10 protein-coding genes are annotated in these 17640 nt (G+C 58.1%); 8 read left to right on the top strand and 2 right to left on the bottom strand.

The window, feature by feature from the left end; all coding sequences use genetic code 11:
- Positions 1-441 precede the first annotated feature (441 nt).
- The 8 genes from NWP14_RS13365 to NWP14_RS13400 all read left to right on the top strand — a co-directional run bounded on the left by NWP14_RS13365 (position 442) and on the right by NWP14_RS13400 (position 16018).
- Positions 442-1692: an MdtA/MuxA family multidrug efflux RND transporter periplasmic adaptor subunit gene (locus tag NWP14_RS13365; RefSeq protein ID WP_375215485.1), complete on the top strand. Its 1251-nt coding sequence runs from the start codon at positions 442-444 to the stop codon at positions 1690-1692.
- Positions 1692-4814 (top strand): MdtB/MuxB family multidrug efflux RND transporter permease subunit, encoded by a 3123-nt coding sequence (locus NWP14_RS13370; RefSeq protein ID WP_375215486.1) that lies wholly within the window; start codon positions 1692-1694, stop codon positions 4812-4814. Before NWP14_RS13365 ends, NWP14_RS13370 begins: the two co-directional genes overlap by 1 nt.
- A complete protein-coding gene (gene mdtC, locus NWP14_RS13375; protein WP_095100863.1) occupies positions 4815-7892 on the top strand; it encodes a multidrug efflux RND transporter permease subunit MdtC in 3078 nt (1025 codons plus the stop codon). It begins immediately after the preceding gene.
- A gap of 1 nt (position 7893) precedes the next feature.
- A complete protein-coding gene (locus NWP14_RS13380; RefSeq protein WP_331834683.1) occupies positions 7894-9309 on the top strand; it encodes an MFS transporter in 1416 nt (471 codons plus the stop codon).
- Entirely contained in the window at positions 9306-10793 is a 1488-nt protein-coding gene (baeS, locus tag NWP14_RS13385; RefSeq protein ID WP_331834684.1) for a two-component system sensor histidine kinase BaeS, read from the top strand. Before NWP14_RS13380 ends, baeS begins: the two co-directional genes overlap by 4 nt.
- Entirely contained in the window at positions 10790-11512 is a 723-nt protein-coding gene (gene baeR / locus NWP14_RS13390) for a two-component system response regulator BaeR (protein ID WP_095100857.1), read from the top strand. The genes baeS and baeR overlap by 4 nt, the downstream gene beginning before the upstream one ends.
- 273 nt (positions 11513-11785) lie before the next feature.
- The gene (yegQ, locus tag NWP14_RS13395; protein WP_346431036.1) at positions 11786-13147 is read left to right on the top strand and encodes a tRNA 5-hydroxyuridine modification protein YegQ; all 1362 of its coding nucleotides are present in this window, start codon (positions 11786-11788) and stop codon (positions 13145-13147) included.
- A 624-nt stretch (positions 13148-13771) separates the two neighbouring features.
- Positions 13772-16018, top strand: a complete 2247-nt coding sequence (locus NWP14_RS13400) for a TonB-dependent receptor domain-containing protein (RefSeq protein WP_375215487.1) — start codon at positions 13772-13774, stop codon at positions 16016-16018.
- 119 nt (positions 16019-16137) lie between these two features.
- On the opposite strand, the gene NWP14_RS13405 is transcribed toward NWP14_RS13400, so the two are convergent.
- On the bottom strand, positions 16138-16878 hold the full coding sequence (locus NWP14_RS13405) for a carbonic anhydrase (protein ID WP_095100851.1): 741 nt from the start codon (positions 16876-16878) through the stop codon (positions 16138-16140).
- A 235-nt stretch (positions 16879-17113) separates the two neighbouring features.
- On the bottom strand, positions 17114-17509 hold the full coding sequence (locus NWP14_RS13410; RefSeq protein ID WP_095100847.1) for a protease inhibitor I42 family protein: 396 nt from the start codon (positions 17507-17509) through the stop codon (positions 17114-17116).
- Positions 17510-17640: the final 131 nt, after the last annotated feature.

Genomic DNA, 17640 nt, shown 5'->3' on the forward strand with positions numbered 1-17640 from the left:
AATTACCCCTGATTTATGAACCCGTCGCGTTCAGTGTGCATATATTTTTTATTATCGAAGCACACCAAAACATTCGTCGTATAAATTGAATAAAAGCCGCGCCAGTTACAACTCTTTTTTATTTTTTAAATTAAAAGTTGGCAGGATGCTTGATGTGCATCAAGTGCTTAATAATGCACATTCGCTGCATCTTCTCTGCGCGTTGCCGCCGGGCCGCCGTGGAGAAGATGCCCCGGCGGATGGAAAGTTCCAAAGGGGTTCCGTCGATGAGCCTCCCATCGCGGGTTCAGGAGGGGAAAACGCCCGCTCGCCGGCCGCAAAAAATGGCGTCAATCCAGACATATCTCAACAGTCTTTTCATAATTCCTCCATTTTTGCGAGGCGTTCCCTCACTAAACTAGTATCATTTCGCGAAACGTTTCAGGATGAGATAGCAAAATAATGAAAGGCAGTCACACACTTCGTTGGGCAACCGCCCTGGCGGTCGTCATCGTTGCCGGCGGCGCATACTGGTTTTGGCAGGGTCGTGATACGGCGGGCGAAGCGGCTCCAGCGGCGGCCGGACAAGGTGCGCCTGCTCCGGGCGGCGGTCGTCACGGCCGCTTAGGCGCGACGCTGGCACCGGTCCAGGCCGCAACGGCCACCAGCGAATCGGTGCCGCGCTATCTCAGTGGCCTCGGCACGGTAACCGCAGCCAATACGGTCACCGTGCACAGCCGCGTCGACGGCCAGCTGCTGGCGATCCATTTCCAGGAAGGCCAGCAGGTTAAAGCCGGCGATCTGCTGGCTGAAATCGACCCCAGCCAGTTCAAAGTGGCGCTGGCGCAGGCGCAGGGACAGTTAGCCAAAGATCGGGCGACCCTTGCCAACGCCAGGCGCGACCTCGCCCGCTATCAGCAGCTGGTAAAAACCAACCTCGTTTCGCGCCAGGAGCTGGATACCCAGCAGTCGCTGGTCAGCGAAACCAACGGCACGATTAAAGCCGACGAAGCCGCGGTGGCCAGCGCCCAGCTGCAGCTCAACTGGAGCCGGATCGTCGCGCCCATCGACGGGCGCGTCGGCTTAAAACAGGTGGATATCGGCAACCAGATCTCCAGCGGCGATACCACCGGTATCGTGGTATTAACGCAAACCCACCCGATCGATTTAGTCTTCACGCTGCCGGAAAATGATATCGCGGCGGTGGTTCAGGCGCAGAAAGCGGGTAAAGCCCTGCCGGTCGAAGCCTGGGACCGCACCAACAAGCAGAAAATCACCAGCGGCACGCTGCTCAGCCTTGATAACCAGATTGATGCCACCACCGGCACCATCAAGCTGAAAGCCCGCTTCAGCAATCTGGACGATGCGCTGTTCCCGAACCAGTTCGTCAACGCCCGCATGCTGGTGGACACCGAGCAGAATGCGGTCGTGATCCCTACCGCCGCTCTGCAGATGGGCAATGAGGGCCACTTCGTGTGGGTGCTGAACGCCGACAATAAGGTCAGCAAGCATACGGTCACGCCGGGTATCCAGGATAGCCTGAAGGTGGTCATTAACGCCGGGCTTTCCGCCGGCGACCGCGTGGTCACCGACGGTATCGACCGCCTGACCGAAGGCGCGAAGGTCGAAGTCGTCGAGCCGCACAGCGCCTCCGCCGCCGCGCCGGAAAAAGCCACCAGCCGCGAATACGGTAAAAAAGGAGCGCGCTCCTGATGCAAGTCTTACCGCCGAGCAGTACGGGCGGCCCTTCCCGTCTCTTTATCATGCGTCCGGTGGCCACCACGCTGCTGATGGTGGCGATCCTGCTGGCCGGGATTATCGGCTACCGGTTCCTGCCGGTCTCGGCGCTCCCGGAAGTGGATTATCCGACCATTCAGGTCGTTACCCTCTATCCGGGCGCCAGCCCTGACGTGGTGACCTCATCGATCACCGCGCCGCTGGAGCGCCAGTTTGGTCAGATGTCCGGCCTCAAGCAGATGTCGTCGCAAAGCTCCGGCGGCGCCTCGGTGGTTACCCTTCAGTTTCAGCTGACGCTGCCGCTGGACGTCGCCGAGCAGGAAGTGCAGGCGGCTATTAACGCGGCCACCAACCTGCTCCCCTCGGACCTGCCTAATCCGCCGGTGTACAGTAAAGTCAACCCGGCCGATCCGCCGATCATGACCCTCGCGGTCACCTCTTCCGCCATTCCGATGACCCAGGTGGAAGATATGGTGGAGACCCGCGTGGCGCAGAAAATCTCCCAGGTCTCCGGCGTCGGGCTGGTGACTCTCGCCGGCGGTCAACGTCCGGCGGTGCGCGTGAAGCTCAACGCTCAGGCGATTGCCGCCCTCGGGCTGACCAGTGAAACCATTCGCACCGCGATTACCAGCGCCAACGTCAACTCGGCGAAAGGGAGCCTCGACGGCCCTTCGCGGGCGGTAACGCTCTCCGCTAACGACCAGATGCAGTCGGCGGAAGACTATCGTCGCCTGATCGTCGCCTATCAGAACGGCGCGCCGATTCGCCTCGGCGACGTCGCCACCATTGAGCAGGGCGCGGAAAACAGCTGGCTGGGCGCGTGGGCGAACAACCAGCGGGCGATCGTCATGAACGTTCAGCGCCAGCCGGGCGCGAATATTATCGCCACCGCCGACAGCGTGCGCCAGATGCTGCCGCAGCTGACCGAAAGCCTGCCGAAATCGGTCAAGGTGCAGGTCTTATCCGACCGCACCACCAACATCCGCGCCTCGGTGAGCGATACGCAGTTTGAGCTGATGCTGGCGATCGCCCTGGTGGTGATGATCATCTACCTGTTCCTGCGCAACGTCCCGGCGACGATCATTCCCGGCGTCGCCGTGCCGCTCTCGCTGGTGGGCACCTTTGCGGTGATGGTGTTTCTCGACTTCTCGATTAACAACCTGACGCTGATGGCCTTAACCATCGCCACCGGCTTCGTCGTCGATGACGCCATCGTGGTTATCGAAAACATCTCGCGCTATATCGAAAAAGGCGAAAAGCCGCTGACCGCCGCGCTCAAGGGCGCCGGCGAGATCGGCTTTACCATCATCTCGCTGACCTTCTCGCTGATTGCGGTGCTGATCCCGCTGCTGTTTATGGGCGACATCGTCGGCCGGCTGTTCCGCGAATTTGCCGTAACCCTGGCGGTGGCGATCCTGATCTCCGCCGTGGTGTCGCTGACCCTGACGCCGATGATGTGCGCCCGGATGCTGAGCCACGAATCGCTGCGTAAGCAAAACCGCTTTTCCCGCGCCAGCGAACGCTTCTTCGAGCGGGTAATTGCCGCCTACGGCCGCCTGCTGAGCCGGGTGCTGAACCATCCGTGGCTGACCCTCAGCGTGGCGCTGGGCACCCTGGCGCTGTCGATTATGCTGTGGGTGTTTATCCCGAAAGGCTTCTTCCCGATTCAGGACAACGGCATTATTCAGGGCACGCTGCAGGCCCCGCAGTCGGCCTCTTTTGCCAGCATGGCGCAGCGCCAGCAGCAGGTCTCCGCCCTGATCCTCAAGGACCCGGCGGTGGAGAGCCTGACGTCGTTTGTCGGCGTCGACGGCACCAACCCGGCGCTGAACAGCGCCCGGCTGCAGATCAACCTCAAGCCGCTGAGCGAGCGCGACGATCGCGTGCAGACGGTTATCTCTCGCCTGCAGCACTCGGTGGACGGCATTCCCGGCATCGCGCTCTATTTGCAGCCCACCCAGGATTTGACCATCGATACCACCGTCAGCCGCACTCAGTACCAGTTCACGCTGCAGGCCAACTCGCTGGATGCGCTCAGCAACTGGGTTCCGCAGCTGTTGACCCGCCTGCAGGCGCTACCGCAGCTCTCCGACGTCAGCAGCGACTGGCAGGATAAGGGCCTTGCGGCGTACATCAACGTCGACCGCGACAGCGCCAGCCGCCTTGGGATCAGCATGGCCGATATCGATAATGCGATGTACAACGCCTTTGGCCAGCGCCTGATCTCAACCATCTATACCCAGGCCAACCAGTACCGGGTAGTGCTGGAGCATGATACCCAGGCCACTCCGGGGCTCGCCGCGCTCGACGGCATTCGCCTCACCGGCAGCGATGGCGGCATCGTGCCGCTGAAATCGATCGCCACCGTTGAGCAGCGCTTTGCCCCGCTGTCGATCAACCATCTCGACCAGTTCCCGGTGACCACCATCTCGTTTAACGTCCCGGATGGCTATTCGCTTGGCGATGCGGTCGAGGCGATTCAGGCCGCCGAACAGGCGCTGGATTTACCGACCGATATCCGCACTCAGTTCCAGGGCAGCACCCTTGCCTTCCAGTCGGCGCTGGGAAATACCGTCTGGCTGGTCGTCGCCGCGGTGGTGGCGATGTATATCGTCCTCGGCGTGCTGTATGAGAGCTTTATCCATCCGATCACTATCCTCTCGACCCTGCCGACCGCCGGCGTCGGCGCGCTGCTGGCCCTGTGGCTCGCCGGCAGCGAGCTGGACGTGATTGCCATTATCGGCATCATCCTGCTGATTGGCATCGTCAAGAAGAACGCCATCATGATGATCGACTTTGCCCTGGCCGCAGAGCGCGAACAGGGCATGGCGCCGCGCGAGGCGATTTATCAGGCCTGTCTGCTGCGTTTCCGCCCCATCCTGATGACCACCCTGGCGGCGCTGCTCGGCGCGCTGCCGCTGATGCTGAGCACCGGCGTGGGCGCAGAGCTGCGCCGTCCGCTGGGGATCGGCATGGTCGGGGGCCTGATGCTAAGCCAGGTGCTGACGCTGTTTACCACCCCTGTCATCTATCTGCTGTTCGACCGCCTGTCGCTGTACCTCAAAAGCCGCTTCCCACGGCGCGAGGAGGAGGCGTAAATGAAGTTTTTCGCCCTCTTCATTTACCGTCCGGTGGCGACGATTTTAATTTCGCTGGCCATCACCCTGTGCGGCATTCTCGGCTTCCGCCTGCTGCCGGTCGCCCCGCTGCCGCAGGTGGATTTCCCGGTGATTATGATCAGCGCTTCGCTGCCCGGCGCCTCGCCGGAGACGATGGCCTCGTCGGTGGCGACGCCGCTGGAGCGCTCCCTCGGGCGCATTGCCGGGGTCAATGAAATGACCTCCTCCAGCTCCCTTGGCAGCACGCGCATTATTATGGAGTTCAACTTCGACCGCGATATCAACGGCGCCGCCCGCGATGTCCAGGCGGCGATCAACGCCGCGCAAAGCCTGCTGCCCAGCGGCATGCCGAGCCGTCCGACCTATCGCAAGGCCAATCCGTCGGACTCGCCGATCATGATCCTGACGCTCACCTCGGATACCTACTCCCAGGGCGAGCTGTACGATTTTGCCTCCACCCAGCTGGCGCAAACTATCGCCCAGATTGACGGCGTCGGCGACGTTGACGTCGGCGGCAGCTCGCTGCCCGCGGTGCGCGTAGACCTCAATCCGCAGGCGCTGTTTAACCAGGGAGTATCGCTGGACGCCGTGCGCACGGCAATTGATAGCGCCAACGTGCGCAGGCCGCAGGGGGCGCTGGAGGACAGCAGCCATCGCTGGCAGGTGCAAACCAACGATGAGCTGAAAACCGCCGCCGAGTATCAGCCGATAATCGTGCACTACAGCAACGGCGCGGCGGTGCGTCTTGGCGACGTCGCCAACATCAGCGATTCGGTGCAGGACGTACGCAACGCCGGGATGACCAATGCGAAACCGGCGATTCTGCTGATGATCCGCAAGCTGCCGGAAGCCAATATCATCCAGACGGTGGACAGCATTCGCGCGCGCCTGCCGGAGCTACAGAAAACTATCCCGGCGGCGATCGATCTGCAAATCGCCCAGGACCGCACCCCGACGATTCGCGCCTCGCTGGAGGAGGTCGAGCAGACGCTGGTGATTTCGGTCGCGCTGGTGATCCTCGTGGTGTTCCTGTTCCTGCGCTCCGGCAGAGCCACGCTGATCCCCGCGGTAGCGGTGCCGGTATCGCTGATCGGCACCTTTGCGGCCATGTACCTTTGCGACTTTAGTCTCAACAACCTGTCGCTGATGGCCCTGACCATCGCCACCGGCTTCGTGGTGGATGACGCCATCGTGGTGCTGGAGAATATCTCCCGCCACCTTGAGGCGGGGATGAAGCCGCTGCAGGCGGCTTTGCAGGGAAGCCGGGAAGTGGGCTTTACGGTGCTGTCGATGAGCCTGTCGCTGGTGGCGGTGTTTTTACCGCTGCTGTTGATGGGCGGCCTGCCGGGGCGTCTGCTGCGCGAGTTCGCGGTCACGCTGTCGGTGGCGATTGGTATTTCGCTGGCGGTGTCGTTAACCCTGACGCCGATGATGTGCGGCTGGCTGTTGAAAAGCGGTAAGCCGCATGAGCCCACGCGCAACCGCGGCTTTGGCCGCCTGCTGGTCGCCATTCAGGGCGGCTACGGCAAATCGCTGAGGTGGGTGCTGAAGCACAGCCGAATGACCGGCCTCGTCCTGCTGGGTACGATTGCCCTTAGCATCTGGCTCTATATCTCAATTCCGAAAACCTTCTTCCCGGAGCAGGATACCGGCGTGCTGATGGGCGGCATTCAGGCCGACCAGAGCATCTCTTTCCAGGCGATGCGCGGCAAGCTGCAGGACTTTATGAAAATCATTCGTGAAGACCCGGCGGTGGATAACGTCACCGGCTTTACCGGCGGCTCGCGGGTCAACAGCGGGATGATGTTTATCACCCTCAAATCGCGCGACCAGCGCCATGAAACGGCGCAGGAGATTATTGACCGCCTGCGGAAAAAGCTGGCGAAAGAGCCGGGGGCGAACCTGTTCCTGATGGCGGTGCAGGATATCCGCGTCGGCGGACGTCAGGCCAACGCCAGCTACCAGTACACCCTGCTGTCGGACGATCTGGCGGCGCTGCGCGAGTGGGAGCCTAAAATTCGCAAAGCGCTGGCGGCGCTGCCTGAGCTGGCTGACGTCAACTCTGACCAGCAGGACAACGGCGCGGAGATGGACCTGCTCTACGATCGCGATACCATGTCGCGCCTCGGCATCAGCGTGCAGGACGCCAACAGCCTGCTGAACAACGCCTTCGGCCAGCGGCAGATCTCCACCATCTATCAGCCCCTTAACCAGTACAAGGTGGTGATGGAAGTTGACCCGGTCTACACCCAGGACGTCAGCGCGCTGGATAAGATGTTCGTTATCAATAGCGAAGGCAAACCGATCCCGCTCTCCTACTTCGCCAAATGGCAGCCGGCTAACGCCCCGCTGTCGGTGAACCATCAGGGGCTTTCGGCGGCCTCCACCATCTCCTTTAACCTGCCGACCGGTAAATCCCTGTCGGAAGCCAGCGACGCCATCAACCGCGCCATGACCCAGCTCGGGGTGCCGTCCAGCGTCCGCGGCTCGTTCGCCGGCACCGCTCAGGTTTTCCAGCAGACTATGAATTCGCAGATCATTTTGATTCTGGCGGCGATTGCGACGGTCTATATCGTGCTGGGGATCCTCTACGAAAGCTACGTGCATCCGTTAACGATCCTCTCCACCCTCCCCTCGGCGGGGGTCGGCGCGCTGCTGGCGCTGGAGCTGTTCGGCGCGCCGTTCAGCCTCATCGCGCTGATCGGAATTATGCTATTAATTGGAATAGTGAAGAAAAACGCCATCATGATGGTCGACTTTGCGCTGGAGGCGCAGCGTAACGGCAACCTGCCGCCGGAAGAGGCCATCTTCCAGGCCTGCCTGCTGCGTTTTCGCCCCATTATGATGACCACCCTCGCGGCGCTGTTCGGCGCGCTGCCGCTGGTGCTATCCGGCGGCGACGGCTCGGAGCTGCGCCAGCCGCTGGGGATTACGATCGTCGGCGGTCTGGTGGTAAGCCAGCTGCTGACGCTGTACACCACGCCGGTGGTGTATCTGTTCTTCGATCGTCTGCGGCTGCGTTTTTCCCGAAAAATCAGGCAACCGGTAAGCGAATAACATGACCGATCTCCCGTCCAGCGTGCGCTGGCAGCTATGGATAGTGGCATTCGGCTTCTTTATGCAGTCGCTGGATACCACTATCGTCAACACCGCCCTCCCCTCGATGGCCAAAAGCCTCGGGGAGAGCCCGCTGCATATGCATATGGTTATTGTCTCCTACGTGCTGACGGTGGCGATTATGCTGCCCGCCAGCGGCTGGCTGGCGGATCGGGTCGGAGTGCGCAATATCTTTTTTACTGCCATTATCCTGTTCACCCTCGGGTCGCTGTTTTGCGCCCAGGCCAACACCCTTGACCAGCTGGTGCTGGCCCGCGTGCTGCAGGGCATCGGCGGCGCCATGATGGTGCCGGTAGGCCGCCTGACGGTGATGAAAATCGTCCCCCGCTCGCAGTATATGGCGGCGATGACGTTCGTCACCCTCCCCGGCCAGGTCGGGCCGCTGCTGGGTCCGGCGCTCGGTGGCGTGCTGGTGGAATATGCCTCCTGGCACTGGATTTTTTTAATCAACATTCCGGTCGGCATTATCGGCGCTATCGCCACGCTCTCGCTGATGCCGAACTACACCCTGCAGACGCGCCGCTTTGATATGCTCGGCTTTATCCTGCTGGCCACCGGCATGGCGACGTTAACCCTCGCTCTTGACGGCAAAAAAGGGCTGGGTATTTCTCCGCTGCTGCTGGCGGCGCTGGTGGCTATCGGCATCGCCTCCGTTGTTCTCTATCTGTGGCACGCGCGGGGCAATGACGGCGCGCTGTTCAGCCTAGACCTGTTCCGCAACCGCACCTTCTCCCTCGGGCTCGGCGGCAGCTTCGCCGGGCGTATCGGCAGCGGCATGCTGCCGTTCATGACGCCGGTATTCCTGCAAATTGGCCTCGGCTTCACGCCGTTCCACGCCGGCCTGATGATGATCCCGATGGTGCTCGGCAGCATGGGCATGAAGCGCATCGTGGTGCAGGTGGTGAACCGCTTTGGCTACCGCCGGGTGCTGATTGTGGCGACGATCGGCCTGGCGCTGGTCAGCCTGCTGTTTATGGCCGTCGCGCTGGCGGGCTGGTACTGGCTGCTGCCGGTGGTGCTGTTTTTACAAGGCATGATCAACTCCAGCCGCTTCTCGTCGATGAATACCCTGACGCTGAAGGATCTGCCGGACCCGCTGGCCAGCAGCGGCAACAGCATGCTGTCGATGGTGATGCAGCTGTCGATGAGTATTGGCGTCACCATCGCCGGCATGCTGCTGGGGATGTTCGGCCAGCAGCACCTCAGCGCCGATGCGGCTACCGCGCATCAGGTCTTTCTCTACACCTACCTGAGCATGGCGGTCATTATCGCGCTGCCGGCGCTTATTTTTTCCCGCGTACCGGATGACATCGAAGGCAATACCGTCATCGCCCGCCGCAAAAGGAGTGAACCGTGAAGCTTTGGCGTCCCGGCATTACCGGCAAACTGTTTCTCGCCATCTTCGCCACCTGCATCGTGCTGCTGATCAGCATGCACTGGGCGGTGCGTATCAGCTTTGAACGCGGCTTTATCGACTACATTAAGCGCGGCAACGAACAGCGGCTGACGATGCTTGGCGACGCCCTCAGCGAGCAGTATGCCCAGCACGGCAGTTGGAAGTTCCTGCGCAACAACGACCGCTTTATTTTCCAGCTGCTGCGCACCTTTGAGCGCGACAACGACGATCGCTCCCCCGCCGGCCACGGCCCAGGGCCTGACGGCGAGCGGGGTCCGGGGCCGGACCGAGGCCCGCCGCCGGACAACGGCCCCCGCGGTCCCGGGCCGGATATGCCTCCGCACGGCTGGCGGACGATGTTCTGGGTGGTCGATCAGAAAGGTCGCGTGCTGGTCGGCCCGCGGGAGCCGGTGCCTGAAGACGGTACCCGCCGCGAGATCCTCGTTGACGGCGCTCCGGTAGGGGCGGTCATCGCCTCGCCAGTGGAGCGCTTAACCCGCAATACCGATATCAATTTCGATCGGCAGCAGAAGCGCACCAGCTGGCTGATTGTGGCCCTGGCGACCATCCTTGCGGCGCTGGCGACCTTCCCGCTGGCGCGCGGCCTGCTGGCGCCGGTTAAACGGCTGGTAGAAGGAACCCATCGCCTCGCGGCGGGTGATTTCTCCACCCGGGTCACCGCCAGCGGCGGCGATGAGCTTGGCCGCCTGGCGCAGGACTTTAACCAGCTTGCCAGCACCCTTGAGCGCAACCAGCAGATGCGTCGCGATCTGATGGCGGATATTTCCCACGAGCTGCGCACGCCGCTGGCGGTTCTGCGCGGCGAGCTGGAGGCGATTCAGGACGGGGTACGCAAATTCACCCCGGACTCTATCCCCTCCCTGCAGGCGGAAGTCGCCACCCTGACCAAGCTGGTTGACGATCTGCACCAGCTGTCGATGTCGGATGAGGGCGCGCTGGCCTATCAGAAAACCTCCGTGGATATCATCACCCTGCTGGAAGTCGCGGCGGGGGCCTTCCGCGAGCGCTTCGCCAGCCGCGGGCTGGAGATCGGCGTATCGTTACCGGAAAGCGCCATGATTTTTGGCGACGGCGACCGCCTGATGCAGCTTTTCAATAACCTGCTGGAAAACAGCCTTCGCTATACCGATAGCGGCGGCAAGCTGCTGATTAGCGCCAGTCAAAACGGTCGGATGCTGATCGTCGACTTCGCCGATAGCGCCCCTGGCGTCAGCGACGCCCAGCTGGAGCGCCTCTGCGAACGATTCTACCGCGCAGAAGGTTCGCGCAATCGCGCCAGCGGCGGCTCCGGCCTCGGGCTGGCTATCTGCGTCAATATCGTCGCCGCCCACGGCGGCACCTTACGGGCCGGCCATTCGCCTTTTGGCGGGGTTAGCATTAAAGTAGAGTTACCTCTGGAACGCGATTTACCGAGAGACGTATGATTGAATTACCTGTTGATGAAAACACTCCGCGTATTCTTATCGTGGAAGATGAACCCAAGCTCGGCCAGCTGCTGATCGACTATCTGCTTGCCGCAGGCTATGCGCCGACGCTGATTAATCACGGCGATCGGGTTCTGCCCTACGTTCGCCAGACGCCGCCGCACCTGGTCCTGCTGGATCTGATGCTGCCGGGCACCGACGGGCTGACGCTGTGCCGCGAAATTCGCCGCTTCTCCGACGTTCCGGTGGTGATGGTGACGGCCAAGATTGAGGAGATCGACCGCCTGCTGGGGCTGGAGATCGGCGCCGACGACTATATCTGCAAGCCCTACAGCCCGCGTGAAGTCGTGGCGAGGGTAAAAACCATCCTTCGCCGCTGCAAGCCGCGTCCGGAGCTGCAGGCGCTGGATGCCGTCAGCCCGCTGATCGTCGATGAAGGGCGTTTTCAGGCCTCGTGGCGCGACAAGCTGCTGGATCTCACCCCCGCCGAGTTTCGCCTGCTGAAAACCCTCTCCCAGGAGCCGGGAAAAGTGTTCTCGCGCGAACAGCTGCTGAACCATCTCTACGATGATTATCGCGTGGTCACCGACCGAACCATCGATAGCCATATCAAAAACCTGCGCCGCAAGCTGGAGTCGCTGGACGCAGAGCAGTCGTTTATCCGCGCCGTCTACGGCGTCGGCTACCGCTGGGAGGCGGACGCCTGCCGGCTGGCATAGGCCACCGGATGCCGTTCTGCCCGCGCGATTACCCGCCTGCTGGCGGGTAATTTTTATGCGAAAAACGCCTCCGGCGCTCTCGCCCATATGGCGCCGACGAGTCCGCGCAGCAGGAGCATTTGCCGTCATTGACCCGCCGACCCGGCGCTGGCGGCGTGAAAGGGTTTACCTGCCTCCCCCACGGCGCTACAATGCCCGCCCTTAATGTGGGGACACTCCCCAACTCGCCCACCAGGTGCGGCGAATCTGACCTGTCATCAGAACGAGAAAATCATGTTTAAACCGGAACTCCTTTCCCCGGCGGGAACGCTGAAAAATATGCGTTACGCTTTCGCCTACGGCGCAGATGCCGTTTATGCCGGCCAGCCGCGCTACTCTCTGCGCGTGCGCAATAACGAATTCAACCACGAAAACCTGCAGCTCGGCATCAACGAAGCCCATGCGCTGGGGAAAAAGTTCTACGTGGTGGTGAACATCGCGCCGCATAACGCCAAGCTGAAGACCTTCATTCGCGATTTGAAGCCGGTAGTGGAAATGGGGCCGGATGCGCTGATCATGTCCGATCCGGGCTTAATCATGCTGGTACGGGAAAACTTCCCCGAGATGCAGATCCATCTCTCGGTACAGGCCAACGCCGTCAACTGGGCAACGGTAAAATTCTGGCAGCAGATGGGGCTGAGCCGGGTCATTCTCTCGCGCGAGCTGTCGCTGGAAGAAATTGCCGAAATCCGCAGCCAGGTGCCGGAGATGGAGCTCGAAATTTTCGTTCACGGCGCGCTGTGCATGGCCTACTCCGGCCGCTGCCTGCTCTCCGGCTATATCAACAAACGCGATCCGAACCAGGGGACCTGCACCAACGCCTGCCGCTGGGAATATAACGTCCAGGAAGGCAAGCAGGACGACGTCGGCAATATTGTCCACAAATATGAGCCGATCCCGGTACAGAACGTTGAGCCAACGCTGGGGATCGGCGAGCCCACCGACCGGGTATTTATGATTGAAGAAGCCAAGCGCCCGGGCGAATATATGACCGCCTTCGAAGACGAGCACGGCACCTACATCATGAACTCGAAGGATCTGCGCGCCATCGCGCACGTTGAGCGCCTGACCAATATGGGCGTGCACTCGCTGAAAATCGAAGGCCGCACCAAGTCCTTCTACTACTGCGCCCGTACCGCCCAGGTCTACCGCAAGGCGATCGACGACGCTGCCGCCGGCAAACCGTTTGACGAAAGCCTGCTGGAAACCCTCGAAGGGCTGGCCCACCGCGGCTATACCGAAGGCTTCCTGCGCCGCCATACCCATGATGATTATCAGAACTACGAGTACGGCTACTCTCTCTCAGAGCGCCAGCAGTTTGTCGGAGAGTTTACCGGCGAACGTAACGGCCAGCTGGCGGCGGTGGCGGTGAAGAACAAATTCACCCTCGGCGACAGCCTTGAGCTGATGACGCCGCAGGGCAACGTCAACTTCACCCTCGAGCATATGGAAAATGCCAAAGGCGAAGTGATGCCGGTCGCCCCCGGCGATGGCTACACGGTCTGGCTGCCGGTACCGGAAGATATGGTGCTGCAGTACGCCCTGCTGATGCGCAACTTTGCCGGCCAGAGCACCAGAAACCCGCACGGCAGCTAGTTTACCAGGGTTATTTTTTCAGGATGCACGGATATTAGAAACGGATCACATACCGTTTCGCTTAAAGCCGGTATCATCCATTTCGCTGAAAAACATAACCCATAAATGCTAGCTGTACCAGGAACCACCTCCTTAGCCTGCGTAATCTCCCTTACGCGGGCTTATTTTTTTATTATTAACCTATCTACGTCCGCATGCTGTCCATGCCTGGATACCGGTTTTGCTTTACCAGGTGCCCTCTTTACAGCGGAGACCCATCCGCGATCGTTCCCCTGATATTAAAAACAATTCCCCGCCTTTCCCGCTGCTTTGGTTCCTCCTGAGTGACAAAACCTCCGTTCAGGCGCGGCCATCAATATGTTGTCGCCATCAGCCGCTCTGACCGGAACGGCGCTCTCCCGCTGGCCCAGGAGTGACATGCTTTTTATCCATCATTCATTAGACAGATAATTATAATCACTTCAATTAAATGATAATGATAACTATTTGCATTTGTTTAATTAGAGGCATAAACTGCCATTCTTTATTTTTTTAGTGTTTTAAACCGGTAATTAACCAGCTACTGGTTTTTCATCACTAACATTGTTGGATTTTCGATATCTTTTTAAAAAATAAGGAAATTTCATGGGAAAACGCGCCTTAATCCTCACCTTATCGACGTCGGTTTTTACAGGTTCGACGCTTGCAGAGGGAAAAAATGACAATGAAGAAATTATGGTTGTTTCATCTACAGGGACCGCTGAAAATACCCTCTCCGGATCTGATTTAAACAGATTCAGAGGGATTGCGAATGCAGATATTTTTTCCTCTGAAACATATATCCAGTCAAATAATATGAGAAATGAGGCGGGTGCGATTGATCCAGGAATCAGGGGACTGCAGGGAGAAGGCCGTGTTCCGGTGTTTATTGACGGCTCGCTGCAGTCGACCCACACGTCAAGAGGCTATCAGGGAACCAGCGACAGAACGTATATCGACCCTGATTTAATCAGCAATATCACCATCAGCAAAGGGGCCTCACAGAATAACAATGCTTTTTCATCCGGCGCCATCGGTGGGGTAATAAATATAAAAACCCTCTCCACGGAGGATATTATCAATCCCGGCAATAGCTACGGCTTACTTCTTAAGCTAAGAACGTTCAACAATAATAAAAAGCCTGATATCCCTGATGATTATGCGGCGCAAAGCTATTATCAGCTGACGGACAAGCCCCGCGGGTATGATTTTAGAAATGGCTCCGCCACGCTTGCCTTTGGCTTCAGAGATGATACGGTTGATACCGTGCTTGCCTATAGTAAAAGATCTACCGGGAACTATTTTTCAGGGAAAAATGGCTTTAAAAAATTCAACGATCCGGTGGTATTTAAAAATGAAGAGGTCGTAAACACTTACTTTGAAAGCGAGTCATTTATTTATAAGCTTGCGATCAACGCGAATGATGATCATCACTTCAACCTTGCGTACCGCAACCATCGTCAGCAGGCCGGTGAAACGTTGGCTGCCTACTGGTATAAAAACGCCAATGACATTGACTTCGAGCCCCTGCCTGCGGGCGTGGAATCCATGCCACAATGGAAACCCGGCAGCGCGATTGTTAATGCCTACAGTGCCGGATATACCTATACCCCCGTTAACAACAGGCTGATTAACTTAAATCTGAACTACTGGATAACCGATACGAACTTAAAGCAATATAACGGCCTGTGGGCATTGGGGACCAATGCGCAACAATATCTGCATGCCTATAGCAACAATAAAAATGGTATAGCCATTGTCAATGAAAGCCAGTTAAACATGCTCACGCTCCGCTACGGGTCGTCAACGCAAAAAGAAAAGCTGGCGCCAAAATCTGACGGTCTGACCCGGTTTACCGCCTATCCCACCTCGCGGCATGGCGAGAGAAGGGAAAATGCCCTTTTCGTCAACGGGATGATTGAGAGTGGTCCGCTCCAGGTCAATCTGGGTATTAATTATCATAATTCCGCAGCCAACGATTTTCAGACCAATCAAAGCGTAAAATATCAGGCTAAAGCGGACCTGAGTTCCGAAATAAGCTATGCGCTGACCCCAGGCACAACCGTGTTTGTGAAAGCAGCCAGAAACTACAGAATGCCGAGCCTGTATGAAACCACGGTATCGAATGAGATTTTCAGCTATAACCCGGCGGACCCGATCGCGCCAGAAGTCTCCCTGCAAAAAGAAGTTGGGGTAAAGATACATCGCCCGGCTTTATTATCCGCGGAGGATGCTCTCGACCTCTCCCTCTCCTGGTTTAACAACAGGACCAATAACTTTATCTCTCCCGGATTAAAGGATAAAACCGCGGGAATGCCGGCATGGCAGGATAACTTCACGTTTATGAATTATGATAAGCTCGATTTATCCGGAATTGACTTTTCGCTTAAATACAACAGCGAACTGTTCTACTCTGCCATTTCCGCAACCTTGTATAGCAAAACGGCGGTGTGCTCAAACTACTATGCGCAAAAATATAACACCAGCAGCTGTAATAACATGGGCTTCGCCTGGGGATTAACGCCCACCAGAATTCCCGCCAAACAAAATATCTCTGTGAATCTGGGGAAAAAATTCCGCAATGAAACCGTCGATGCTGGCATCAGATACAGATATCACTCGGCGAAAACAAACCCTGCGGGATGGCTTGAGGGGACAGCAGCCAACCCGGTTATCGAAATACCTTCCGGGTACCAAATTGATTTGTATGGAGAATATATTTTAAATAAAAATGCGACCTTTTTTGCCGCGGTTAATAATGTCACAGATCGCTATGATATCCAGCCCGGAGCGGTTATCAGCATGCCAGATCCCGGCAGAACGGTAATGCTCGGCGTTGACCTCCGCTTCTGATCGTTCCCCACCAGAGGCGCTATCAGGGAAGAGGGCGATTTTTGCGCCCTCTTCCCTGCCGATTATGCGCTATGAATATTTATCTTCAGGCTGCATGCGCGCGGGCTTTGTTATCTAACTCATACCTCGAAGAAGTCGACCTTCCCGCCAGCAAGATGATACATGCTGCCAACAATTTTGATTTTCCTTTGTTCTTCCAGCTTTCTCAGCACCGGACTATTTTTCCGAATATTTTCGATTGTCAGCTCGACGTTTTTCCGCGCCACGGCATCAACAAAGTCGTAATTACTGCCTTGACGCTCACCGCTGTACTCGGTTTTTGCGATGGCCGGTTTAATTTCATCGAGTAAGCCGGTCAGGTTACCTAATTCGGCATTATCGATGGCCCCGCGGACGGCGCCGCAGCGGGTATGCCCCATCACCAGCACCAGCTTCGCACCGGCGACGGCGCAGGCAAACTCCATGCTACCTAACATATCGCGGTTGCTGATATTACCCGCAACCCGAGAGTTAAAGGTTTCACCGATCCCCGCATCCAGAATAATTTCTGCCGGCGCGCGCGAGTCGATACAGCTGAGGATCACCGCCGCCGGGAACTGCCCCGCCAGGCTGCTGCGCTTTTGCTGCAGATAATCGTGCTTAAGCGGGCGGTTTTCCCGGAAACGCAGATTACCCTGTTTAAAATGTTCAATTACCGCATCCGGCGTCATACCGTCGCGTTCCTCTTTGCTCAGAGACGCGGCAAAAGAGATCGTCGGTACCGATAAGGCCGCCAGCCCGGTGATGGACAGCGCGGAAAGCGCTAACGTCTGCTTCAGAATGGTACGACGTGAAGGTTCAGCTTGTTGGTTCTGTTTCATAATATCTCTCTATGGACCGGGTTATTCAAATTACGCAGATAATCTCCTGGTAAAGAACAACCAAACTAAAACCACACGATATATAGAGAAATTTTTTTTCCCTTTGTTTCAATAATGACGCTCGCAGGGGCAGGTTGTTAATATGAAGAAGCCTTTTTGAAAAGACAATTAACATAAAGCGCACAGTTTAAAAACCGTGCGCGAATAAGATGCGAAGTAATAGCGTAATGCCGAATTACCGCGCAGGGGCATTTGACCTTACGCTGACCCGTACGGTGGTCGCTTTCTCTGTGATATTCAGCCAGGGGCGGCCATAGACGAAGTTAATATTTCCGCTCCCCTGCTGGACACCTTTAAAGGTAAAGGTTCTTTCCACCGGGCAGCCCGTGGCTCGCTTACCGCAGCTGGCGGGCTGGCGGTAATTCTCGGCGACCAGCATAACCTGCGCGGGTAAGGAACGTAGCATCCACTTGTAGCCGGTGCCCGGGATATCCTGCAGCGTAACGGTAAACTGTTCCCCGCCGGAAATGCTCTTCTCCGTCACCTGCGCGGAGAGAGCCTGCAGGGAGAAAGCCAGACAAAATACCGCCATGCAGGAATTCGTTACGTAGGTGAATGTGTTACGGGACATCCTCTTTTCCTTACTATATCAATGGTCAAATTTACCCGCGCAATTCTGACACTCCCGCGCAACGTATCACAGGACGAATAGCGCGCCGGTTGAGCTACCATTGCAGAAAAAGGGGGGCGCGGTTATCGATA

The sequence above is a fragment of the Klebsiella sp. C349492 genome, assembly GCF_042055345.1.
GTDB classification, from domain to species: domain Bacteria; phylum Pseudomonadota; class Gammaproteobacteria; order Enterobacterales; family Enterobacteriaceae; genus Klebsiella; species Klebsiella scottii.

Coding starts and splice junctions, on each gene's coding strand:
- NWP14_RS13400 (WP_375215487.1), top strand. CDS start 13,772: ATGGGAAAACGCGCCTTAATCCTCACCTTATCGACGTCGGTTTTTACA.
- NWP14_RS13405 (WP_095100851.1), bottom strand. CDS start 16,878: ATGAAACAGAACCAACAAGCTGAACCTTCACGTCGTACCATTCTGAAG.
- yegQ (WP_346431036.1), top strand. CDS start 11,786: ATGTTTAAACCGGAACTCCTTTCCCCGGCGGGAACGCTGAAAAATATG.
- baeR (WP_095100857.1), top strand. CDS start 10,790: ATGATTGAATTACCTGTTGATGAAAACACTCCGCGTATTCTTATCGTG.
- mdtC (WP_095100863.1), top strand. CDS start 4,815: ATGAAGTTTTTCGCCCTCTTCATTTACCGTCCGGTGGCGACGATTTTA.
- NWP14_RS13370 (WP_375215486.1), top strand. CDS start 1,692: ATGCAAGTCTTACCGCCGAGCAGTACGGGCGGCCCTTCCCGTCTCTTT.
- NWP14_RS13410 (WP_095100847.1), bottom strand. CDS start 17,509: ATGTCCCGTAACACATTCACCTACGTAACGAATTCCTGCATGGCGGTA.
- NWP14_RS13365 (WP_375215485.1), top strand. CDS start 442: ATGAAAGGCAGTCACACACTTCGTTGGGCAACCGCCCTGGCGGTCGTC.
- NWP14_RS13380 (WP_331834683.1), top strand. CDS start 7,894: ATGACCGATCTCCCGTCCAGCGTGCGCTGGCAGCTATGGATAGTGGCA.